Annotated in this window: 19 protein-coding genes and 3 tRNA genes; 12 read left to right on the top strand and 10 right to left on the bottom strand. The window is 39.5% G+C overall.

Going from position 1 to position 23455, the window contains the following annotated elements; all coding sequences use genetic code 11:
• Positions 1 to 63: 63 nt before the first annotated feature.
• The 3 genes from greA to carA all read right to left on the bottom strand — a co-directional run bounded on the left by greA (position 64) and on the right by carA (position 5015).
• Positions 64 to 540 (bottom strand): transcription elongation factor GreA, encoded by a 477-nt coding sequence (gene greA, locus RFH42_RS01120; protein WP_308973677.1) that lies wholly within the window; start codon positions 538 to 540, stop codon positions 64 to 66.
• An 87-nt stretch (positions 541 to 627) separates the two neighbouring features.
• A complete protein-coding gene (gene carB, locus RFH42_RS01115) occupies positions 628 to 3861 on the bottom strand; it encodes a carbamoyl-phosphate synthase large subunit (RefSeq protein ID WP_308973676.1) in 3234 nt (1077 codons plus the stop codon).
• On the bottom strand, positions 3861 to 5015 hold the full coding sequence (gene carA / locus RFH42_RS01110; RefSeq protein WP_308973675.1) for a glutamine-hydrolyzing carbamoyl-phosphate synthase small subunit: 1155 nt from the start codon (positions 5013 to 5015) through the stop codon (positions 3861 to 3863). The genes carB and carA overlap by 1 nt, the downstream gene beginning before the upstream one ends.
• Before the next feature lie 438 nt (positions 5016 to 5453).
• Between carA and RFH42_RS01105 the strand changes: the two genes are divergently transcribed.
• The gene (locus RFH42_RS01105) at positions 5454 to 5879 is read left to right on the top strand and encodes a hypothetical protein (protein WP_308973674.1); all 426 of its coding nucleotides are present in this window, start codon (positions 5454 to 5456) and stop codon (positions 5877 to 5879) included.
• Between the two features lie 89 nt (positions 5880 to 5968).
• Here RFH42_RS01105 and RFH42_RS01100 read toward each other — a convergent pair whose 3' ends face one another.
• Both RFH42_RS01100 and yhbY read right to left on the bottom strand, forming a co-directional pair.
• Positions 5969 to 6508, bottom strand: a complete 540-nt coding sequence (locus tag RFH42_RS01100) for a hypothetical protein (protein ID WP_308973673.1) — start codon at positions 6506 to 6508, stop codon at positions 5969 to 5971.
• Between the two features lie 18 nt (positions 6509 to 6526).
• Positions 6527 to 6850, bottom strand: a complete 324-nt coding sequence (yhbY, locus tag RFH42_RS01095) for a ribosome assembly RNA-binding protein YhbY (protein ID WP_308973672.1) — start codon at positions 6848 to 6850, stop codon at positions 6527 to 6529.
• 200 nt (positions 6851 to 7050) lie between these two features.
• Here yhbY and rlmE point away from each other — a divergent pair, with 200 nt between their 5' ends.
• The 3 genes from rlmE (at position 7051) to folP (ending at position 10725) form a co-directional block, all read left to right on the top strand.
• Complete coding sequence (rlmE, locus tag RFH42_RS01090) at positions 7051 to 7701, top strand: 23S rRNA (uridine(2552)-2'-O)-methyltransferase RlmE (protein WP_016655334.1); 651 nt, start codon at positions 7051 to 7053, stop codon at positions 7699 to 7701.
• Positions 7702 to 7838: 137 nt separating this feature from the next.
• Complete coding sequence (gene ftsH / locus RFH42_RS01085; RefSeq protein ID WP_308973671.1) at positions 7839 to 9728, top strand: ATP-dependent zinc metalloprotease FtsH; 1890 nt, start codon at positions 7839 to 7841, stop codon at positions 9726 to 9728.
• 133 nt (positions 9729 to 9861) lie between these two features.
• Complete coding sequence (folP, locus tag RFH42_RS01080; protein ID WP_308973670.1) at positions 9862 to 10725, top strand: dihydropteroate synthase; 864 nt, start codon at positions 9862 to 9864, stop codon at positions 10723 to 10725.
• A 68-nt stretch (positions 10726 to 10793) separates the two neighbouring features.
• Here folP and RFH42_RS01075 read toward each other — a convergent pair.
• Positions 10794 to 10879 (bottom strand) — tRNA-Leu (locus RFH42_RS01075).
• A 225-nt stretch (positions 10880 to 11104) separates the two neighbouring features.
• Between RFH42_RS01075 and RFH42_RS01070 the strand changes: the two genes are divergently transcribed.
• Complete coding sequence (locus RFH42_RS01070) at positions 11105 to 12847, top strand: alkaline phosphatase D family protein (protein ID WP_308973669.1); 1743 nt, start codon at positions 11105 to 11107, stop codon at positions 12845 to 12847.
• A 156-nt stretch (positions 12848 to 13003) separates the two neighbouring features.
• Here RFH42_RS01070 and RFH42_RS01065 read toward each other — a convergent pair.
• Both RFH42_RS01065 and RFH42_RS01060 read right to left on the bottom strand, forming a co-directional pair.
• Positions 13004 to 13089 (bottom strand) — tRNA-Leu (locus RFH42_RS01065).
• Positions 13090 to 13102: 13 nt separating this feature from the next.
• Positions 13103 to 13176: transfer RNA gene (locus RFH42_RS01060), tRNA-Cys, on the bottom strand.
• A 152-nt stretch (positions 13177 to 13328) separates the two neighbouring features.
• On the opposite strand from RFH42_RS01060, the gene folD reads away from it, so the two are divergent.
• Positions 13329 to 14177, top strand: coding sequence for a bifunctional methylenetetrahydrofolate dehydrogenase/methenyltetrahydrofolate cyclohydrolase FolD (gene folD, locus RFH42_RS01055; protein WP_308973668.1), 849 nt, complete (start codon positions 13329 to 13331; stop codon positions 14175 to 14177).
• 87 nt (positions 14178 to 14264) lie between these two features.
• Positions 14265 to 14948, top strand: a complete 684-nt coding sequence (locus RFH42_RS01050; protein WP_308973667.1) for a class I SAM-dependent methyltransferase — start codon at positions 14265 to 14267, stop codon at positions 14946 to 14948.
• 47 nt (positions 14949 to 14995) lie between these two features.
• On the opposite strand, the gene RFH42_RS01045 is transcribed toward RFH42_RS01050, so the two are convergent.
• Positions 14996 to 15424, bottom strand: coding sequence for a hypothetical protein (locus tag RFH42_RS01045; protein WP_374990721.1), 429 nt, complete (start codon positions 15422 to 15424; stop codon positions 14996 to 14998).
• 261 nt (positions 15425 to 15685) lie between these two features.
• Between RFH42_RS01045 and glpD the strand changes: the two genes are divergently transcribed.
• Entirely contained in the window at positions 15686 to 17209 is a 1524-nt protein-coding gene (gene glpD, locus RFH42_RS01040) for a glycerol-3-phosphate dehydrogenase (RefSeq protein ID WP_308973666.1), read from the top strand.
• A 75-nt stretch (positions 17210 to 17284) separates the two neighbouring features.
• On the opposite strand, the gene RFH42_RS01035 is transcribed toward glpD, so the two are convergent.
• Positions 17285 to 19123 carry a phosphoenolpyruvate carboxykinase (GTP) gene (locus tag RFH42_RS01035; RefSeq protein ID WP_308973665.1) on the bottom strand — a complete coding sequence of 613 codons (1839 nt, stop codon included), beginning with the start codon at positions 19121 to 19123 and terminating at the stop codon, positions 17285 to 17287.
• A gap of 638 nt (positions 19124 to 19761) precedes the next feature.
• Between RFH42_RS01035 and RFH42_RS01030 the strand changes: the two genes are divergently transcribed.
• The 4 genes from RFH42_RS01030 (at position 19762) to RFH42_RS01015 (ending at position 23432) form a co-directional block, all read left to right on the top strand.
• Positions 19762 to 20532 carry a metallophosphoesterase family protein gene (locus RFH42_RS01030; RefSeq protein ID WP_308973664.1) on the top strand — a complete coding sequence of 257 codons (771 nt, stop codon included), beginning with the start codon at positions 19762 to 19764 and terminating at the stop codon, positions 20530 to 20532.
• Positions 20533 to 20722: 190 nt separating this feature from the next.
• Entirely contained in the window at positions 20723 to 21013 is a 291-nt protein-coding gene (locus tag RFH42_RS01025) for a co-chaperone GroES (protein WP_016655344.1), read from the top strand.
• A gap of 68 nt (positions 21014 to 21081) precedes the next feature.
• Positions 21082 to 22716 (top strand): chaperonin GroEL, encoded by a 1635-nt coding sequence (groL, locus tag RFH42_RS01020; protein ID WP_308973662.1) that lies wholly within the window; start codon positions 21082 to 21084, stop codon positions 22714 to 22716.
• Between the two features lie 215 nt (positions 22717 to 22931).
• Complete coding sequence (locus tag RFH42_RS01015; RefSeq protein WP_308973661.1) at positions 22932 to 23432, top strand: GNAT family N-acetyltransferase; 501 nt, start codon at positions 22932 to 22934, stop codon at positions 23430 to 23432.
• Positions 23433 to 23455 lie beyond the last annotated feature (23 nt).

Raw genomic sequence — 23455 nt, 5'->3', positions numbered from 1 at the left:
ATGTTTAAAATATAAAAAGCCAGCAAACGGGCTGGCTTATTTAAAAAAGTATATTGGAACCGATTAAATATATTCTACAGAAACGACTTCGTATTCAACTTCACCTTGAGGGGTTACGATTTTAGCATCATCACCTTCATGCTTACCCAATAGACCGCGAGCAATTGGTGAATTGACTGAAATTTTATTAATTTTAAAATCAGCCTCATCATCACCAACGATTTTATATGTTTTTCTTTCTTCAGTGTCTAAGTTTTCAATCGTTACTGTTACACCAAAAACAACACGACCATTGTGCTCAAGTTCTTTAATATCGATAACTTGTGCTGCACCTAATTTGCCTTCAATATCTTGAATGCGTCCCTCACAGAAGCCTTGCTGTTCACGAGCAGCATGATACTCAGCATTTTCCTTGAGGTCTCCATGTTCACGCGCCTCTGCGATTGCAGCGGTAATACGTGGACGGTCTACTGATTTTAATTGATGTAACTCTTTCTCTAGGGCTTCTTTGCCTTCGGGAGTCATAGGATAACGTTGCATGTTGTCCCTCTGTTAGTAAGAAAAATTGATAACTCAAAAATAAAAAATCCCGCCACCGATCAAGTGGCGGGATTGATCGGTAGAGAATTAACCTACAACTTGTAAGTCTTGCAAACGATATACATCCATTGGCAATTGAATTGCAAGTGCTTGGCAAACTGCTTCTGCACCATTAAGCGTAGTCGTGTAATACACTTTGGCTTGTAATGCTGAGCGGCGGATATAGCATGAATCCTGTTGCGCTTGTTTACCTTCAGTTGTATTGATAATGAGGTGAATTTCGCCATTTTTCAAGCGGTCCACAATATTTGGACGGCCTTCTGTAACTTTGTTTACACGCTCACAAGCAATACCAGCAGCTTGAATAACATCATATGTACCGCCAGTAGCGATAACTTTAAAGCCTAAATCAACAAGTTGCGATGCTACACCAACAACACGTTGTTTGTCAGAGTCACGTACTGAGATAAAGGCATGTTTCACTTCACCTTCTGTCGGTTTACCAGGAAGTCGATCATTTGAACCGAGTACAGCTTTGTAGAAAGCCTCGCCAAATGATTTACCAACACCCATGACTTCACCTGTAGATTTCATTTCAGGTCCAAGGATAGGGTCTACACCAGGGAACTTGTTGAAAGGGAAGACTGCTTCTTTAACAGAGTAGTGTGCTGGAATGATTTCTTTTGTAAAGCCTTGAGAAGCTAGAGATTGTCCAGCCATACAACGTGCTGCAACTTTGGCCAAAGACTCACCAATACATTTAGAAACAAATGGTACAGTACGTGATGCACGTGGGTTTACTTCAAGAATGTAAACATCATTGCCTTTCACTGCAAACTGTACGTTCATTAAGCCAACAACACCAAGTTCTTTTGCCATCGCAACAGTTTGACGACGCATTTCATTTTGGATGTCATCAGACAATGAATATGGTGGAATTGAACATGCAGAGTCACCTGAGTGAATACCAGCTTGTTCAATGTGTTGCATGATACCGCCAATGACAACGTCTTTACCGTCTGAAACACAGTCAACGTCAACTTCAATTGCGTCATCTAAGAATCGGTCAAGAAGTACAGGGGCTTCATTAGAAGCTTGTACCGCATCACGTAGGTAACGCTTTAGCTCTTCTTCGTTATACACGATTTCCATTGCACGACCACCTAATACATAAGATGGGCGAACAACGAGAGGGAAGCCAACTTTTTCTGCTTCACGTATACCTTCATCAGCCGATTTCACAATACTGTTGTTTGGCTGACGTAGGTTAAGACGTTGAATCATTTGTTGGAAACGTTCACGGTCTTCTGCACGGTCAATAGCGTCTGGTGATGTACCAATAATTGGTGCACCAGCTTCTTCAAGCGCACGTGCTAATTTTAATGGTGTTTGGCCACCATATTGAACAATGATGCCTTTTGGCTTTTCATTGCGCACAATTTCAAGCACATCTTCAAGCGTAATTGGTTCAAAATACAAACGATCAGAAGTGTCATAGTCTGTAGAAACAGTTTCAGGGTTACAGTTAACCATGATTGTTTCGTAACCATCTTCACGCATTGCTAAAGCTGCATGTACACAGCAATAGTCAAACTCGATCCCTTGACCAATACGGTTTGGACCGCCGCCAATGACCATGATCTTATCTTTGCTTGAAGGATTAGATTCACATTCGTCATCATAAGTCGAATACATATAAGCTGTATCTGACTCAAATTCAGCTGCACAAGTATCTACGCGTTTATAAACAGGATAAACACCTAAATTCCAACGATGCTTGCGGAATTGTTTTTGTGAAATACCCATCAAGTTACTAATGCGTAAGTCAGATAAACCTTTGCGTTTAAATGAACGGATATTTTCAGCAGTAAGATCACCAAAACCTAAAGTTTTGATTTGCTCTTCAGTTTTGATGATGTCTTGAATTTGAATCAAGAACCAACGGTCAATTTTAGTTGCTTCAAAGACTTCATCTAGGCTCATACCATGGCGGAATGCATCTGCAACATACCAAATACGCTCTGGGCCTGGAACTTTAAGTTCAACTAAAATTTTCTCTTTAGCTTTAGTTTCATGAGCATCAAGTTGTTCATCAAAACCACATACACCAACTTCTAAACCACGTAGTGCTTTCTGTACTGACTCTTGGAAGTTACGACCAATGGCCATTACTTCACCTACAGATTTCATCTGTGTTGTGAGGACAGTTTCTGCTTGTGGGAATTTCTCAAAGTTAAAGCGAGGGATCTTAGTAACAACATAGTCAATTGATGGTTCAAATGAAGCAGGTGTTACACCACCAGTAATATCATTTTTCAACTCATCAAGGGTATAACCTACAGCAAGTTTTGCTGCAACTTTAGCAATAGGGAAACCTGTAGCTTTTGATGCAAGTGCAGATGAACGTGATACACGTGGGTTCATCTCAATCACAACCATACGGCCAGTATTTGGGCAAATACCAAACTGTACGTTTGAACCACCTGTTTCCACACCAATTTCACGAAGTACTGCTAAAGAAGCATTACGCATCAATTGGTATTCTTTGTCCGTTAAGGTTTGTGCTGGAGCAACAGTGATTGAGTCACCAGTGTGTACACCCATCGGGTCAAAGTTTTCAATTGAACAGACAATGATACAGTTGTCGTTTTTGTCACGAACAACTTCCATTTCATATTCTTTCCAACCAATCAATGATTCATCAATGAGTAGTTGGTGAGTAGGTGATAAGTCAAAACCACGTTCACAGATTTCAAGGAACTCTTCGCGGTTATAAGCAATACCACCACCTGAACCACCCATTGTAAATGATGGGCGAATAATAACAGGGAAGCCAAAGCCTGCTTGGATCTGTAATGCTTCTTCCATTGTTTCTGCAACAGCGGCACGTGGGCATTCAAGACCAATTTTACGCATTGCTTCATCAAAAAGCTTACGGTCTTCTGCTTTGTTAATTGCTTCTTTAGATGCACCAATTAGTTCAACATTATATTTTTCTAAAATACCATGTTCATCTAAAGCTAAAGCACAGTTCAATGCAGTTTGACCACCCATTGTAGGGAGGATTGCATCTGGACGTTCTTTTTCAATGATTTGTGCAACAGTTTGCCAAGTAATTGGCTCGATATAAGTTGCATCAGCCATTGTTGGGTCGGTCATAATGGTGGCTGGGTTAGAGTTCACCAAAATTACACGAAAACCTTCTTCGCGAAGCGCTTTACATGCTTGAGCACCTGAGTAGTCAAACTCACATGCTTGTCCAATCACAATTGGGCCAGCACCAATAATAAGGATGCTTTTAATATCCGTACGTTTAGGCATTATTTGGCTCCTTTATTGTGTTGAGAGGCTTCAATAAGCTCAATGAAATGATCAAATAAAGGCGCACAGTCATGAGGGCCTGGGCTTGCTTCAGGGTGACCTTGGAAACTAAATGCAGCTTTATCAGTGCGATGAATACCTTGTAAGGTGTTATCAAACAATGACTTATGTGTTGCTTTTAGGTTGTTTGGTAAACTATCTGCATCAACAGCGAAACCATGGTTCTGAGATGTAATCATCACTGTACCCGCTTCGATATCTTGTACTGGATGGTTTGCACCATGGTGACCATGATTCATTTTGATTGTTTTAGCACCAGAAGCTAATGCTAAGATTTGATGACCAAGGCAAATACCAAATACTGGAATATCTGTGGTGTCGACAATAGTTTTAACCGCTTCAATCGCATAGTCACAAGCAGCTGGATCGCCAGGACCATTTGAAAGGAAAATACCATCTGGATTAAGTTCTAATACTTTCGCCGCTGGGGTTTCTGCAGGCACAACTGTAAGTTTACATCCGCGATCTGCAAGCATACGAAGGATGTTGGTTTTGACACCGTAATCATATGCTACAACATGAAATTTTAATTCAGGTTGAGTAAAGCCTTGCCCAAGCTGCCAAGAGCCTTCAGTCCATTCAAAACCTTGAGGATCACAGCAAACTTTCGCAAGATCTAGTCCATTTAGGCCACCGAATGCACGTGCTTTTTCTAATGCTTCTTGTTCAGTAATATTATCACCAGCAAGAATGCACGCATTCTGAGCACCTTTATCACGTAGGATACGTGTTAATTTACGTGTATCAATATCAGCAATTGCAACAACTTGATGCTGAGTAAGATAGTCAGAAAGAGATTGAGTTGAACGGAAGTTGCTGTGTAATAAAGGTAGATCACGAATGATTAAGCCATTGGCCCAAACTTTGTGAATTCGACCTGACTCAACATCTTCTTCATTGCAACCCGTGTTGCCGATATGTGGATAGGTTAACGTGACAAGCTGTTGTGCATAACTTGGATCAGTCAAAATTTCTTGATAGCCAGTCATGGCTGTATTAAAAACGACTTCACCAGTCGTACTACCCGAAACACCGATGGATGTACCTTTAAAGATTGTTCCATCTGCGAGGGCTAAAATGGCGGGGGTGCTCAAACCAAAGCTCCTGAACTAAAACCACAAATTTAGGCTGTAAAAAAGCGAGTAGACGAAAAAAAAGGAAGGTTATGTTTTAAACCTACCCTCCCTATGTCTGCTCGCTTGAACTTAACAGCGCATTATACGCACTAAAGTATACAAAGTCCATGCTGATTTAAGTATTAGTTCAAATAATATTAAAGATATCTTTTTCAAGATTATATTCTGTTCAACGACGAAATAGGTAATGGCTATTTATGCTTGTTTATTAAGAATAAATTGCCAAGTAAATGCTAAAAGAGATGTTGAGTAAGTCATGTCAATGGATTTGCAGTGTGATCATGTTGGCGTGTAGTCAAAGTGTAAAACTATATTTATTTATGATTAGAATCCTTTTATTTAACATGAAATCGGTTAGGCTAAACGTTCATTTTTATTATAACTAGAGGTGGAAAAATGGCTGAACAAGAAAAAAAAGCGGTAGCTGCCCGAACCTTAAAATCTGATGTACAAAAAAAACAATCAGATGCAGTTATTGAGCAGGTCGATCAACCTCTTAGTGCAACGCAGGAATCAACCCCGGTTGTTGAATCTGAGCTTGCAACAGGTATGGTTGAACAATTGCGTCAATTAAAGCAAGACTTAATGCAGAGTATGGCTTCAATTAAATTACAAATAGTAAATTCACAGAAAGGGTTGACCGAGTTAGGCAGTTTTGCAAAAAAAGAGGTGAATGGCTTAATGCAAGAGTTAACAAAGTTAGTTAATGAGTTGAAAGAAGACGTTTCTCAAGTTTCGAACAAACATAAAGAGCATTTAGCTGAAACCTTAAGGCGGTCAAAAGAGAATGGATTGGAAGCATGGAATAGAGTAAAACAATAAATATATTTATCGTCCCAGTCTAAACTAATATGTATAACGTACAAAGCCACCATTGAATGGTGGCTTTGTTTTTTAAACCCAAGCTTGATTTAAAATTGGTGTAACCAATCATGTTTGTTATGGAAATCAGCTTGTTTAGCACTGTGTTGCATTGCAAAGTAATGTAGTTGTTGTTGGGTAACAATTACTGCACTTAAACCTACATATAGTTCATCCCAACGAATATTTTCAGCATTTAACCATGCACTGAGGTCAATTTTAGCATTAAGACCATAATGCGTTTTATTCAGGCTTAATAGATCAATGTCATATGCAACAGGTGGAGGAGACTGTTCTGGAAAACGATACTCCTCAAACTGATAGGCTTGCCAAGCCTGAGAAGCAGATAAGTTTACTTCTCTATATTCGTCGCGACCTTGAACACCCAAGAAAACTTCAAAACAAGTATTTTCCCAGAGAGAGTCTTGGCGAGGATGGGCTGTTACAAGTGGTGGCCAAACAACTCGTTGTTCAGGATCATTCAACCAAAACCCGAGGTTAAGAACATTGTTTGCTTGTTGTTCTAGTGCAGTAACAATACTGACAGCGCGAAATGTACGATCAAAAGCAACGAGTTCATAGCTAGCCATAATATAGTTACCAGCTTTTTATTTTGAAAGATGAGCGTGACGAACCAAGTTGGAAAGTTTCGCATTTTGCGATTTAGCTTTTTTGTACAAAAGAGCAATTTTACCAATGGTTTGAACTACTTCAGATTCTGTTGCTTGACTAATTTCTGCAATAGCTGCTTGGCGTGCCTCACGATCTTCGCCAGCAATTTTCACTTTAATGAGTTCGTGGTCGTTTAAAGCGCGATTGGTTTCTTCAATAACAGCTTCAGTTAAACCTTGACCACCAATCATAACTACTGGGTTTAGTGCGTGTCCGATTTGGCGTAAGCGTTTACGTTCGTGAATAGATAAAGCTGCCATAAAAAATAACCTGAAAAGAAAAACGACCTATTATAACAAAGCAAGACTTTAAACGCTGCTATATTGCTATAAAAAAACTAAATAAGTTAAAGCAGATGATATTCATTCAAGCATAGTGGACAAATACAGAACGATGCTGCAATGCATTATATTTTCACGTACAATCGGAAAAGAGTACATTTTAGTTAATATAGAGAGTTATGGCTACACGCATCACCAATCAAAAGTTGTCAAAGAGTAGTCGTGCGTGGATGCGAGAGCATCTAGATGATCCTTTTGTAAAAAAAGCACAGAAAGAGGGCTATCGTGCTCGCGCTGCGTACAAATTACTTGAAATACAGGAAAAATATAAACTTATTAAACCAGGTATGACTGTGGTAGATCTTGGTGCAGCGCCTGGGAGTTGGTCTCAGATCGCTGGAAAGTTAGTGGGTGATAAGGGATTGGTGATTGCATCTGACATTTTAGAAATGGATGCATTACCTGACGTAACCTTCTTACAAGGTGACTTTCGAGAAGAAGCTGTCTTTGAAGAATTGTTAAAAATCTTAAATGGGCGTCGAGTAGACGTTGTAATTTCGGATATGGCCCCCAATACATCAGGTAATAAGGCCGTTGATCAACCCCGACAAATTTATTTGTGTGAGCTTGCATTAGATTTTGCCAATAAGGTGTTAGACCCTAAAGGGCAATTTGTGGTAAAAGTATTCCAAGGTGTTGGTTTTGACGAATTTAGAAAACAAGTTGTAGATAGTTTTACTGTGTTAAAAACAGCCAAACCTGCAGCTTCTCGGGCTCGCTCTAAAGAGGTGTTCTTAATAGGGCAGGGGCGTAAAAAGTTATCGCAATAAACAATACTTGCCAAAAGGCTCAATAACGTGCATTTTGTAGGTTTTTGTGATTTATTGCGAAACGTGATAATTGCTTTTTTGTTAAAGGTCATCCAAATTCGGCATGATCAGAATTAGATTGATATGGGAATAAAGCTTTGAGCGATCTCTTCAAAAATGCCGTGTTGTGGCTCATTATACTCGGTGTGCTGATTTTAATTTTCAGCAACATCAGTGACCGCAATAAACCAGATGAAATGAATTATTCTCAATTCGTTGCCGCGGTGAATGCTGGTCAAGTCAAACAAGTGACTATTGATGGTTTGCAAATCAGCGGTGAAAAAACCAATGGGTCAAAGTTTGAGAGTGTGCGTCCTCAGATTGAAGACCCTCAGCTTATGCCGAATTTAACGAAAAATAATGTCGTTGTTGAAGGTACCGCTCCTCAACGTCAGGGTTTGTTGATGCAATTACTTATTGCGAGCTTCCCTGTATTGTTGATTATTCTATTGTTCATGTTCTTTATGCGTAACATGGGTGGTGGTGCAGGCGGCAAAAATGGCCCAATGAGCTTTGGTAAGTCAAAAGCGAAAATGCTTTCTGAAGACCAAATTAAAGTAACATTTACTGATGTTGCTGGTTGTGATGAAGCAAAACAAGAAGTAGTAGAAATTGTTGACTTTTTGAAAGATCCATCAAAATTTAAACGTTTAGGGGCAACAATTCCTAAAGGTGTTTTAATGGTGGGTCCTCCTGGTACAGGTAAAACTTTACTTGCAAAAGCTATTGCAGGTGAGGCAAAAGTTCCTTTCTTTAGTATTTCAGGTTCTGACTTTGTTGAAATGTTTGTTGGTGTTGGTGCATCTCGTGTCCGAGATATGTTCGAACAAGCTAAACGTCATGCGCCATGTATTATCTTTATTGATGAGATTGATGCTGTTGGTCGTCACCGTGGTTCAGGTACGGGCGGTGGTCATGATGAGCGTGAACAAACACTAAACCAAATGTTAGTTGAGATGGATGGTTTTGAGGGTAACGAAGGTATTATCGTTATTGCTGCTACGAACCGTGCAGATGTGCTAGATAAAGCTTTATTACGTCCAGGACGTTTCGATCGTCAAGTGATGGTTGGTTTGCCAGATATTAAAGGTCGTGAGCAGATATTAAATGTGCATTTGAAGAAGTTGCCTTCGGTAACTGGCGTAGATGTGCAGGTGCTAGCACGAGGTACACCTGGTTTTTCTGGTGCACAATTGGCTAACTTGGTGAATGAAGCTGCTTTGTTTGCTGCTCGTCGTAATAAAAATACTGTTGATATGCATGACTTTGAAGATGCAAAAGACAAGATCTACATGGGGCCAGAGCGTAAGTCTATGGTTATCCGTGAAGAAGAGCGTCGTGCAACTGCTTATCATGAATCAGGTCATGCTATTGTTGCGGAATTACTTCCTGGTACTGATCCTGTGCATAAAGTAACTATTATGCCTCGTGGTTGGGCATTGGGTGTTACTTGGCAGCTTCCAGAACATGATCAAACAAGTCACTATAAAGATAAAATGTTGAAAGAAATTTCAATTTTATTTGGTGGTCGTATTGCAGAAGAGATTTTTGTTAATCAACAATCTACAGGCGCATCGAATGACTTTGAACGTGCAACGAAAATGGCGCGTGCAATGGTAACGAAATACGGTATGTCTGAAAAACTAGGTGTGATGGTTTACGAAGAAGATTCGCAGCAATCATTCTTAGGTAGTATTGGTAGCCGTACTATTTCTGAAGCTACTCAACAGCAAGTTGATGCTGAGGTACGCCGCATTCTAGATGAGCAATATAAAGTTGCGTGGGATCTTTTGGAAAATAACAAAGAGATCGCTCATGTGATGGTGAAAGCTTTGATGGAATGGGAAACTATTGATCGTGAGCAAATTCGTGACATTATGGAAGGTCGTGAACCTCGCCCACCTAAAGTATATGTTGCTGAGAACCCAGTGGCTGACTTAGTTGCTAGCGAAGGTCCATCTACTCCACCACCGTTACCAGCAAGTTAATTGAATTGAGATGAAAAGGAGTCCTAAGTTTAGGGCTCTTTTTTTTTGCATATCTGGCAGTAAATTAATTTAGCCACTGTTAGATGTACTTGCTAAACTTATGAACATAATTTTGATTTAAAGAGAATTTATTATGCGGTTAATGCCTTTAACTGAACATCAACTGCAATGTGGTCGCTTAGAGCTTGATTTATCAGTACCTCATATTATGGGGATTTTAAATGTTACACCAGATTCATTTAGTGATGGTGGTAAGTATTTGGCAACTGAGCAAGCGTTAGCACATGCTCTACAAATGATGTCTGATGGGGCAACCGTAATTGATATTGGTGGAGAATCTACACGACCTGGTGCTGCTGTGGTTAGTGAGATTGAGGAAATGCGTCGAGTAATCCCAGTTGTAGAGGCATTGGCTCAGCATGATGTTGTTATTTCTATTGATACTTCTACCCCCTCTGTTATGCGTGCAGCAGTTGCTGCTGGAGCGCATATTTGGAACGATGTTAGAGGTTTAACACGGGCAGGGGCTTTGGAAACTGCTGTTGAGCTGGATATTCCTGTGATTCTAATGCATATGCGAGGTGAGCCCGATACAATGAATAGCCTTGCACATTATGAGAATGTCACAGCAGAGGTGATTCAAGAGCTCAAATTACGCATTACAGAGGCTTTGGCAGCTGGTGTAAAGGCTGAGCATATTATTGTTGATCCTGGATTTGGTTTTGCAAAAAACACAGAACAAAATTTACAGTTATTAAATGAATTTGATCAACTGCATCAATTGGGTTATCCCGTAATGTCTGCACTATCTCGCAAACGTTTTTTAGGTGAGGTGATTGGTGAGCTTGCTGCGGATCAGCGTGTGGTAAGTTCTGTTGTGGCTCATTTAATTTGTGTGCAACAAGGTGCATGTATGTTACGTGTGCATGATGTTAAGGCTACGGCAGATGCATTAAAAGTTTGGCAAGCAATGCAAGTGCAATCTGTTCAAAGATAAAAGCAATAGACACAAAAAAACCAGCTTAAGCTGGTTTTTTTAATTACACCATTTTAACAAAATTAAAATGGTGCCCGGGGCCGGACTCGAACCGGCACGCTTTGTGGGCGGGGGATTTTAAATCCCCTGTGTCTACCTATTTCACCACCCGGGCATGAGCGCAATGATAAAGCAGTGTTTTCAATGACGCAATATCTAGACTGTTGGTTTGCTCTCTTTTCAATCAAAAAAGACAAAGAAAATGGATTTTATTGCTATATATTGTGCATGAATTAATTTTTGTATTTATTTTCATCATAGTTTCATCAATTTGATATGTGGGTTTAATAATAGAATTCTAAATTATAGGTTGAAAATTTAATCACATTAGGCGAATTAGATGTCTGTAAAATTATCACGTCGTGAGCTCATTCAAAAAACAATCGCGAGCTTTGGTTTGTTGTCAGTACCTGTAGGATTAACGGCCTGTGGAAGCGATGATGAATCTTCAACCATTAACGCTCAATTTAAACATGGAGTAGCTAGCGGAGATCCGCTTCAGGATCGGGTTATTCTTTGGACTAGATTGACTACAGATGATCGGACTGCGCAGCTGGAGGTGGTCTGGGAAGTTTCACTTGATCAACAGTTTAAGCAGCTTGTAAATAGTGGACGTGTGCGTACGAATCAAGCACAGGATTTTTGTGTCAAGGTGGATGCAGATCATTTGCAGGCTGGTCAGCGATATTTCTATCGTTTTCGCTATGGTGATCAAACTTCCGTAGTGGGAATGACGAAAACACTTGCAAAGGAATGTAATGAAGTAAAATTTGCAGTATGTTCTTGTTCAAATTATCCAGCAGGCTATTTCTATGTTTATAGAGAAATTGCACAGCAAGACGTGGATGCAGTGATCCATTTAGGAGACTATATTTATGAATATGGTGCTGACGGTTATGCAACTGAAGATGCTGTGAAACTAGGCCGAGTATTACCAGCTGATAATAATAAAGAAATTATTCGATTAGATGATTATCGTAAACGTTATGCGTTGTATCGAACCGATTTAGATTTACAACAAGCTCATCAGCGTCATCCATTTATAGTGATTTGGGATGATCATGAATTAGCAAATGATGCTTGGCGTGAAGGTGCTGAAAATCATCAAGAGGATGAAGGGGATTTTCTTGCACGTAAATTAGCTGCTTTACAAGCCTATTTTGAATGGATGCCAATTCGACCAGGCACTAACAATTCTCATTTTAATATCTACCGCCAATTTGAATTTGGAAATTTAGTCAATTTGTTAATGCTAGATACGCGAATTTTGGATCGAGATCAGCAGCTTGAATATAAGGATTATTTTACAGCGCAGGGAATTGATTTTATGCGCTTTCAGAAAGATTTAACTCGTCCGACACGTAAGATGATTGGGGAGACCCAATATGATTGGTTAAAAGGGCGATTAGCCGCATCTAAAGCTACATGGCAAGTCATTGCTCAGCAAGTATTAATGGCTAGAATGTGGGTACCAGTCGAATTGCTGATTTCTTTGGAAAAAGTTATGTCTGGTAGTGCACAGCCATCTGATTTGAATGCAATCTTTGCACAAGTACAGGCTTTGGTTGAGATTAAAGTTCGACTATTAAAAGGTGATCCAACATTAACTGAGGCTGAGAAAGCACGTGTAAGCGTGGTAGCACCATATAATTTAGATGCGTGGGATGGCTACGAAGCGGAAAGAGAGCGCGTATTACAGAGTCTCAAATCTTTAAGTAAAAAAGCAGTAATACTTGCAGGTGACACGCATAATGCTTGGTCTGCTCGTATTAAAACACAGCAGCAAGAAGAAGTTGCAGTGGAGCTGGCTGTAAGTTCTGTTTCTTCTCCAGGGATTGAGAGTTATCTTGCTTTACAGGGGGAGAGTATTCAAGCACTACAGCAGGCATTTAGTATTTTGGTAGATGATTTAAAATATTGTAATTTAAGTTTACGTGGTTATATGTTGATGCGTATTACACAGCAAAGTCTAGAGAATCAATGGATATATGTGGATAGCATCAAAAATAAGCAATATCAAGTAGATTTAAAACAAGCAGCAAAACTGAGTCTTACACCTACATTAGAAGAACTCAAAGTTTAAATAAATTGCCTATACACGGATGAGATAGGTTAAGTGTAATCAGATTTTAAATTTGATGAGTGGCAGGGATGCCAAAGCTTTACAAAAGCAAATTTTAGACATAAAAAAACCAGCCTAAGCTGGGTCTTTTAGTGCACCATTTTAATAGTATTAAAATGGTGCCCGGGGCCGGACTCGAACCGGCACGCTTTGTGGGCGGGGGATTTTAAATCCCCTGTGTCTACCTATTTCACCACCCGGGCGTTAAACCAAGATTGGAGGCGGAGGTCGGAATCGAACCGGCGTACACGGAGTTGCAGTCCGCTGCATGACCACTCTGCCACCCCGCCATCTCTTGGTGATGCACATATTAGCAACCTTTGAAAAAAAAACAATAGATAATTCAGTGAAGATGGACAGAAAAGCAACATCTAAATAAAAAAAGCGGTAATTATCATGTATGATTTGCAAAATTACTTGGTATCTATGCTGGAGATGTCCCGTGGCGTTGCTTTTAGATGGTCGTGCATTAGCGAAAAAAATTGAAGCTGACTTATTACAACGAGTTGAAGTTTTAAAAACCAAATCTGGTCGTACCCCAATTTTAGCGACCATCCTTGTTGGTGATGATGGTGCTTCTGCAACTTATGTTCGTATGAAAGGTAATGCTTGTCGACGTGTGGGCATGGATTCATTAAAAGTAGAATTACCAGCAACAACGACAACTGCGGAATTGCTTGCTGAAATTGAAAAGCTTAATGCAAACCCTGATGTACACGGTATTTTGCTTCAACATCCTGTTCCTGCTCAAATTGATGAACGTGCTTGTTTCGATGCGATTGCATTAGATAAAGATGTAGATGGGGTGACTTGTTTAGGTTTTGGTCGTATGGCGATGGGTGAAGCGGCTTATGGTTCTGCGACTCCTGCAGGAATTATGACAATATTACAAGAAAATAATATTGATATTGCTGGTAAACATGCTGTTGTTGTTGGTCGCTCTGCTATTTTGGGTAAACCAATGGCAATGATGTTGTTGCAAGCCAATGCAACAGTGACAATTTGTCATTCTCGTACACAGAATTTAGCTGACTTAGTGAAACAGGCAGATATTATTGTTGGTGCAGTTGGTAAAGCAGAGCTTATTCAAAAAGATTGGATTAAGGCTGGTGCTGTAGTTGTTGATGCTGGCTTCCATCCACGTGATGGTGGTGGAGTGGGTGATATTCAATTACAAGGAATTGAAGATATTGCATCGGCATATACACCTGTACCTGGTGGTGTAGGTCCTATGACCATTACAACATTAATTCGTCAAACTGTGGAAGCTGCTGAAAAAGCTTTGGCATAATTGCGTTTTAACTGTAATAAACTGAAAATTACAAGCGTTTAAAGTGATTTAAACGCTTGTTGTTTATTTGCCTAAACGGATTATTTTATGTCTGATTTATCAAGTTCAGTACCTCAGCATTTATCTGATGCATTACAAGCCATTATTCCAGGCTGTGAATTACAAGCACAACTGTTACCCGATACACCTATACGGTTGTGGTTAATTCCCCCTGTTTTACCTACCGAGAGGCTAGATGATGAGGTTGTTTGTCGAATTTGGCAGGATACGCCGTACTGGATTTTTTGCTGGGCATCGGGACTGGCTATGGCTCAATGGATTTTGTCTGAACCTATTCATGTTAAAGATAAGGTTGTATTAGATTTTGGGTCTGGATCGGGCGTAGTTGCGATTGCTGCGAAACTTGCAGGTGCAAAACGCGTGATTTGTTGTGATATTGACCCAATAAGTTTGCAGGCTTGTCGTGAAAATGCACGCTTGAATCAAGTGGATTTAGAATACTTAGAAGATTTATATCAGGCAGAACAAGTCGATGTGCTGTTGGCGGCGGATGTACTTTATGATCTTGAAAACCGCTTTTTCTTAGATGAGTTTTTAAAGTTTTCACCACATGTCTGGGTGGCAGACAGTCGTGTCAAAAATTTTAGTCATCCTCAATACTGTAAAATAGATGAGCGAAGTGCAACAACTTGGCCTGATCTGGATGAGTCTCAAGAGTTTAGAAATGTTAGTTTTTACGCAACAAAAAATACAGTCGTAAGTCCTCTGTAAAAAATTGACCGATAGTTGATCGGTCAATTCGCGGTATGTCGTAATATTTAAGAACAACTATAGCGTACTACACGTAATGTACTTGGACGTGTGTCAAGTGCTTGGCGTGTCGCATAATTTTCCCCATTATTCAGACTTGGTGTCTCAGAAAGGCTAAACGATGTTCTTGAGTGTCCAAGTTGGATACTTTGTGCATTTTTAGAGTTTACAGCAGGGTTTGGGATTTCATTAATACTTAATACTTGTAGTTTATAAGTCTTATTGCTAGCAAGTACCTTTTGACAAGCACGTTGTAGCTTGTTTTCATCAAGTTTACGGTCTGCGCGTCCTGCTAATGTATAAGCTAAAATTGCACTATCGGCGTTCTTTGTTTCGACTTGATAACCTGTGGCACCATTATATTGTTGTGGTACAGATTGGCAGGCTGCGAGCGCAAGTGTGATAAAGCTCAAGCTTAATAAACCCAAATTTTTCATTATTGAAAGTTCCTGTAAAGTGCTGGTTAAAGTATGCCATAGCAATCGTAAATAAACGATGTTAAGCACTTAAAAAAGTGGGATTATTCTGTGGGCAATCAAGACAAAATGATAGCGTTTCACTTGGATTGTTTGTTTGAGTTTTATTCGCTTTTATGATTAATATCATGAAGGGCTTAAGTGACTAAAGTGGGATGATGTCATTTCACTGCGTCTTAAAATAAAAAATGTAAAATGAATTAGATAAGAAGCGATGAAGATATGCTTGAAGAACATGGGGTTGTAGAAAAATATGATGTTGTTGTAATTGGTGGTGGAATTAATGGTGTTGGGATTGCAACTGATGCCTCTGGGCGTGGTCTGCGGGTCTTATTGTGTGAAAAAGATGATTTGGCTCAACACACTTCCTCATCCAGTAGTAAGTTAATTCATGGTGGGTTACGGTACTTAGAGCAGGGGGCATTTCGGCTGGTTCATGAGAGTTTAGCTGAGAGAGAGGTTTTACTCATGAAAGCGCCTCATCTTGTGCATCCTATGCGCTTTGTTTTACCACACCAACCGCATTTGAGACCAGCTTGGCTGATTAGGATTGGTTTATTTTGTTATGATTATTTATCAAGAAGAAAGACGTTAGCTAAATCGAGGTTTATTCGTTTTGATCCTAAAACTAATCCACTGAAAGCTGAAATTGTACAAGGTTTTGAATATGCGGATTGTTGTGTAGATGATGCACGATTGGTGATATTGAATGCAGTTCAAGCACGAGAAAATGGTGCAGATATCCTCACAGCAACAAAATGTATTGCAGCGGAGCGCAAAGCAGGGTACTGGTTGGTACGTTTGGAAAATAATAAAAAACAGATTGTTGAAGTTAAATGTAAGGCGTTAATCAATGCTGCTGGGCCGTGGGTGGCAAAAGTCATTGAAGACCAAATTAAGGAGAATAGCCCATATTCGTTACGGTTGGTTCAGGGAAGTCATATCATATTGCCTCAAATATACACAGAAAATCATGCTTTTATTTTTCAAAATATTGACCAACGTGTAATTTTTGCTATTCCTTATCTGAATAAATATACCCTCATTGGTACTACTGACCGAGAATATTTTGCTGACCCTGATCATGTTGAGATTCATAAAGATGAGACACTTTACTTACTTGATGTAAGTAATAGGTATTTTAGAAAGCAACATGAGGCTGATCAAGTCATTCATAGTTTTTCGGGTCTTCGTGCATTGGCTGATGATGCACACCTTCAGCCTTCAACAATTACACGTGATTATAAAATTACATTATCAATTGATCAGGACAGGCAATTACCTTTATTTTCTGTATTTGGCGGTAAATTAACGACTTATCGTAAATTATCGGAACAAGTACTGACTCAATTAGGGGAGTTCTTCCCTCAAATGGGCCCTAGTTGGACTGAGCATCAAGTCTTGCCAGGTGCAGAACAGTGGAATGGTGTTGAAGATCTTGTCTATCAAATTTGTCAACAATTACCGCAAATTTCACCTCAATTAGCCAAACGTTGGGCGTTGTCTTACGGTACGCGTATTTGGCAGATTCTACATGGTGCGAGTAATAGTATAGAGTTGGGTGCTATGCTGGCACCTGATTTATATGCGGCAGAAGTTGATTATTTGGTTGCCTATGAATGGGCAAAAAACAGCGAAGATATTCTATGGCGACGGACTAAACTAGGCTTGCAATTTGGTCCTGTAGAAATTGCGCGTTTGGATCATTATTTGGCAAGCTTGAGTAGTGAAACAGAGCAAAACTAGCTTACTGCTGAGTATATTGAGTAAAAAAAGACCGCCGAAGCGGTCTTTTAAATGACTTACATGAGTTCAAATAGATTATTCTGCGTTTTGAACTGCTGCAAGTAATTCTGCTTGGCGTGCTTTAAGTGCTGCAGGTAAGCGCTCACCAAGCTTATTAAATAGCTCAGTGTGGCTTTCAATTTCTTTGATCCACTGTGCTTTGTCTTGACGAGTTACAGTGTCAAATTGTTCTTTGCTAAAATCTAAGCCAGTCCAATTGAGTTGTTCATAAGTTGGAACAAGACCGATTGGTGTTTCAACTGCGCTAGCGCGGCCTTCACAACGATCAATAATCCACTCAAGAACACGCATGTTTTGACCAAAACCAGGCCATACGAAGTTGCCTTCAGCATCACGACGGAACCAGTTTACATTAAAGATTTTTGGTAGTTTGTTGCCAGCTGCTTCAGCTTTAGCACCTACTTTTTCACCCATTTGTAACCAATGGTCAAAGTAGTCAGCCATGTTGTAGCCAGTAAATGGAAGCATTGCGAATGGGTCACGGCGTACAATACCTTGTTGACCAACTGCAGCAGCAGTTGTTTCAGAACCCATAGTTGCTGCTTTATAAACACCATCTACCCAGTCAAATGCTTCTGATACTAAAGGTACTGTATCTGCGCGACGACCACCAAAGATGAATGCAGAGATTGGTACACCAGCTGGATTTTCCCAGTCAGCATCAATAGAAGGGCATTGACCAGCAGCTACTGTAAAGCGAGCATTAGGATGCGCTGCTTTTTCAGCACCAGTATGAGGCTGACCTTTCCAGTTTGTTAGGTTTGCAGGAGCTTCTTTTGTAAGACCTTCCCACCAAACTTCGCCATTGTCTGTTACTGCAACGTTTGTAAAGATTACATCTTTAGCTAAAGTCGCCATACAGTTCGGGTTAGTTTTTGTGTTTGTACCAGGAGCAACACCAAAGAAGCCAGCTTCAGGGTTGATTGCGTATAAACGACCATCTTCACCTGGTTTGATCCATGCAATATCGTCACCTACAGTTTCGATTTTCCAACCTGCATCAGCATAAGCTGCTGGTGGGATGAGCATTGCAAAGTTTGTTTTACCACATGCAGAAGGGAATGCTGCAGCAATATAGTGCTTCTCACCTTGAGGATTAGTTACACCTAAAATGAGCATGTGCTCTGCTAACCAGCCTTGTGCACGACCCATTGAAGATGCGATACGTAATGCTAAGCATTTTTTACCTAACAATGCATTACCGCCGTAACCAGAACCGAATGACCAGATTTCACGAGTCTCTGGATAGTGAACGATGTATTTTTCAGCGTTGCAAGGCCAAGCAACATCTTTAGCACCTTGTTCAAGCGGAGCGCCAACGGTGTGTACGCAAGGAACGAATTCGCCATCAGTACCTAATACGTCATAAACAGCTTTGCCCATACGTGCCATTTTAGCCATGCTAACTGCAACGTAAGGTGAGTCAGTAATTTCGATACCGATTTGTGCAATGTGGCTGCCGAGTGGGCCCATAGAGAAAGGAACAACGTACATTGTACGACCTTTCATTGCGCCATCAAATAAACCGTTGAGGCGAGCACGCATTTCTGCTGGAGCTTCCCAGTTATTGGTTGCACCGGCATCTTCTTTGTGTTCTGAACAGATGAAAGTACGACCTTCAACGCGGGCAACGTCAGATGGGTCAGAATTTGCTAAGTAAGAACCAGGGTGTTTTTCTTGATTGAGTGCTTGCATGGTGCCGTTAGCGATCATCAAGTCAATAAGACGTTGATATTCTTCTGGGCTACCGTCACACCATTCAATTTTTGCTGGTTTCGTTAATTTTGCAATTTCTTCAACCCATGCAATGAGTTTGGGATGACGAACGAATGCTGGTGCGTTCACTTGAGTCATGGTGAGGCCTATCTTAAAGGTGTGCAGTTTATGCACAAATAACAATCATAAACTTAGGGTAGTAAGTTTAGATTCAAGTATGAAAAAAAAGTGGCGTTATTAAAGCATATATATTAAAAAAAAATAAGGCTTGACGACGAATAAACACCCTAATTTTGTTTAATAAACGTCCTGTAGAGTAATCCACCTAATGTTTATATGTTATGGTAAATGTTTACTATTTATTTTTATGATAACTTTGTTTAATTCTTAATGCTGAATGTCGCTCCTTTGTTTGTTAAATTTACTTAAATAAAAATAATAGGATACATTCATTCTACTGTGACACAAAAAATTATATAGATAGGGTATACGAAAGTTGTAAAAATCCCTTGGCTTATATATATCATTATTGATGGGTAAATGATTCGAATGTAGCAAAGTTATGATCTGGCCTGCTTGCATGTTAAAAAACGTAATGTCTGGATAGAATAATTGTATAACTATGATTTTTTTCTGTATAAGTAAGCGGCATTATCAGTCCTGTTAAAATGATAATGTAATAATTCACATATTATTTTAGTGATACGCGCTGTTAAGTATTACTACTCTTCTTTTTAACTGTGGTGTTGAAAAACGCTCGTAAACTACGGTGGTCTATGCTGCTTCATTTATCTGACTTACATTTTGGTACTCAGCGTCAAGAATGTTTGGATGCTATACAACGCTTTTGTCAGCAGTATCAACCTGAAGTAATTGTAATCAGTGGCGATTTAACTCAGCGTGCACGTTTTCATGAGTTTTATCAGTGTAAGCAGTTTCTGCAATTATTGGGTATTCCATATTTTGTGGTGCCTGGAAATCATGATATTCCACTCTATCATTTGCTTAATCGTGCCTTTCGTCCATTTCATTATTATGAATTATTTTTTGGTGACTTAGAGCAACAACTAGAAACAGAGCATTACTATTTAGTCGGCGTGAATACCGTACGGCCTTATTTTCATACGAAGGCTGTGATTTCAAAGCAACAAATAGGGCAGGTTGAAGTGCAATTGCAACAAGCACCTGCGAATAAACTATTGACTTTGGTTAGTCATCAACCATTTTACACAGCAGAACATGAGCATCACCATCGTTCGGATTGCCCAGCTTTGGCTGAGCAAGCCATAAAGCAGTGGGGACATCATGGCCTTAAGGTTTTATTACATGGCCATTTCCATTTAAGTGCAGTTTATGATTTTAATCAGCACTACCAATTAGGCTTAACGCATGGAGTATATGAGGTTCATGCTGGTACAGGTTGTTCAAATCGTCTTTATAAACAATTAACTAATTCTTTTAACGTTATTTATCCAGACGCTACCGTTGAGCATTATGACTTTTCTGATCAAGAGCAGGAATTTATATTACGGACATCGATTGGTTAAGACATGGATTTTCATACAAATAGAATAAGTGTGTAAAAAAAGTGCAAAAGATGCAAAAAAAAATTGATTAGCCCTTGAAGCTGTCTTTTCAACCCCCACAACTGTGTCATGAAAATATTTTGATAATGGTCATTGGATAAAAGAAGCCATTATTAAAGCACTAAATAGACTAAGTCTGATGGAGTTATTTATGAGCAATATTCGTCCACTACATGATCGCGTAGTTATCCGTCGTGTTGAAGAAGAAACTAAAACTGCTGGTGGTATTTTATTGCCTGGTTCAGCTGCTGAAAAACCAGCTCAAGGTGAAGTGATCGCTGTGGGGAATGGTCAAATTACTGAACAAGGCGTACGTGCGCTTGACGTTAAAGTTGGTGACAAAGTGTTATTTGGTACTTACGCTGGTACTACAGTAAAAGTAAATGCTGAAGAATTACTTATTATGAAAGAATCAGACATCCTCGCTGTACTCGAAGGTTAATAGATTTTAATAATCTAGCTTCTCAAAAAAATTTAAGTACATCAAAATTAAGATATTCGGAGTAAAGCATGTCAGCTAAAGACGTAAAATTTGGTGATTCTGCACGTTCTAAAATGATTGCAGGCGTAAACGTTCTTGCAGATGCAGTAAAAGTAACTTTAGGTCCTAAAGGCCGTAACGTTGTTATTGATCGTTCTTTTGGTGCTCCGCACATTACTAAAGACGGCGTAACTGTTGCAAAAGAAATTTCTCTTGCAGACAAATTCGAAAACATGGGCGCACAATTGGTACGTGAAGTTTCTTCTAAAACCAATGACATCGCTGGTGATGGTACAACAACTGCAACTGTATTGGCTCAAGCAATCCTAAATGAAGGGATCAAATCTGTAACTGCAGGTATGAACCCAATGGATCTTAAGCGCGGTATCGACCTTGCTGTTAAAGCAGTTGTTGAAAGCATTAAAGCTACTGCAAAACCTGCATCTGATACTAAAGCAATTGAGCAAGTTGGATCAATTTCTGCAAACTCTGATGAGACTGTAGGTAAATTGATTGCTCAAGCAATGGAAAAAGTGGGTAAAGAAGGTGTAATCACTGTAGAAGAAGGTTCTGGCTTCGAAGATGCACTAGACGTTGTTGAAGGTATGCAGTTTGATCGTGGTTATATTTCACCATATTTCGCAAACAAACAAGATACATTAACTGCTGAACTTGAAAACCCGTTCATTTTATTGGTTGACAAGAAAATTGGTAATATCCGTGAATTAATCACTACGCTTGAAGCTGTGGCTAAAACAGGCAAACCATTATTAATTATTGCTGAAGATGTTGAAGGTGAAGCTTTGGCTACACTTGTTGTTAACAACATGCGCGGTATTATTAAAGTATGTGCTGTTAAAGCACCTGGTTTTGGTGACCGCCGTAAAGCAATGTTGCAAGATATCGCAATCTTAACAGGTGCAACTGTAATCTCTGAAGAAATTGGTATGTCTTTAGAGCAAGCAACTTTGCAAGATCTTGGTACTGCGCATAAAGTAACTGTATCTAAAGAAAATACAGTGATTGTTGATGGTGCTGGTGATGCAAATCAGATCGCTGAGCGTGTTCAACAAATCCGTGCTCAAATTGAAGAATCAACTTCTGAATACGACAAAGAAAAACTTCAAGAACGTGTTGCTAAACTTGCTGGCGGTGTTGCTGTTATCAAAATTGGTGCTGCAACTGAAGTTGAAATGAAAGAGAAGAAAGATCGTGTTGACGATGCACTTCATGCAACTCGTGCAGCAGTTGAAGAAGGTGTTGTTGCTGGTGGCGGTGTTGCTCTTGTACGTGCTGTACAATCAATTGACGGCCTAACAGGTGCAAATGATGATCAAACAGCTGGGGTAAATATTCTTCGTCGTGCGATTGAAGCTCCACTTCGTCAAATCGTTGCAAACGCAGGTGATGAGCCTTCAGTTGTAATTAATGCTGTTAAACAAGGTCAAGGTAACTACGGTTATAACGCAGCAACTGGCGTATATGGCGATATGCTTGAAATGGGTATTCTTGATCCAGCGAAAGTAACACGTTCTGCACTTGAACACGCAGCATCTGTTGCAGGTTTAATGTTGACAACTGAATGTATGATCACTGATATTCCAGAAGAAAAACCAGCAATGCCTGATATGGGTGGTATGGGTGGTATGGGCGGCATGATGTAAGCCAACCATTGAATATTTAAGTAGTTAAAATATATAAACTATATTTAAATTAACTTGATATTTACTACAGTCTTACTCGTTTTGTTTCGACTGTAAAAAGGGCCACATTTTTTAATGTGGCCTTTTTATTTGCACTTTATGCTGACCATTGGCTTGAGTATTATTAACAGTATTTGTGATACACATGAGCGCTTTAATTTTAGGTAATTTGAAAAATGACTGTATTTGAAACGAAAAACTTATTATTAAAACCATTTGCTCAAGAAAACCTAAATGAGGCCATCTGCCTATTCCAAGATAAAGACTTTATGGCTTTTTCACCCAACGGAACATTAAATGTTGAAGATGCAACGAATCGTTTTTATGAAATTGTAGGACATTATGAAAGATACGGGTTTGGAAAATTAGCGATTATCTTGAAAAATAACAATAAGATTATTGGTTATTGTGGTTTTGAAATATGTACCTTAGATGGAGTGGATGAAGCAGAATTGGGTTTTAGATTAATTAAAAGCGAACGGGGACAAGGGTATGTTATTGAGGCTGCTACAAGATTGCTGGAAGATATGAAAAGTAGAGAATTTAAAAAAGTAATAGCCTTTTCTGAAGAACAAAATGAGCCTGCTCATAACCTTTTGAATAAGTTGGGATTTGTTAAAACCTTTGCTTCTAATTTTTTAAATATGGATGTGATTTTCTTTAGTAAGAATCTATAAAAGCATCCTAAGCATTATACTGA

The sequence above is a fragment of the Acinetobacter rudis genome (assembly GCF_031157835.1).
Taxonomy (GTDB): Bacteria; Pseudomonadota; Gammaproteobacteria; order Pseudomonadales; family Moraxellaceae; genus Acinetobacter; species Acinetobacter rudis_A.
The sequence above is the reverse complement of the archived record's forward strand: the minus strand, read 5'-3'. Positions and strand labels throughout refer to the sequence as shown.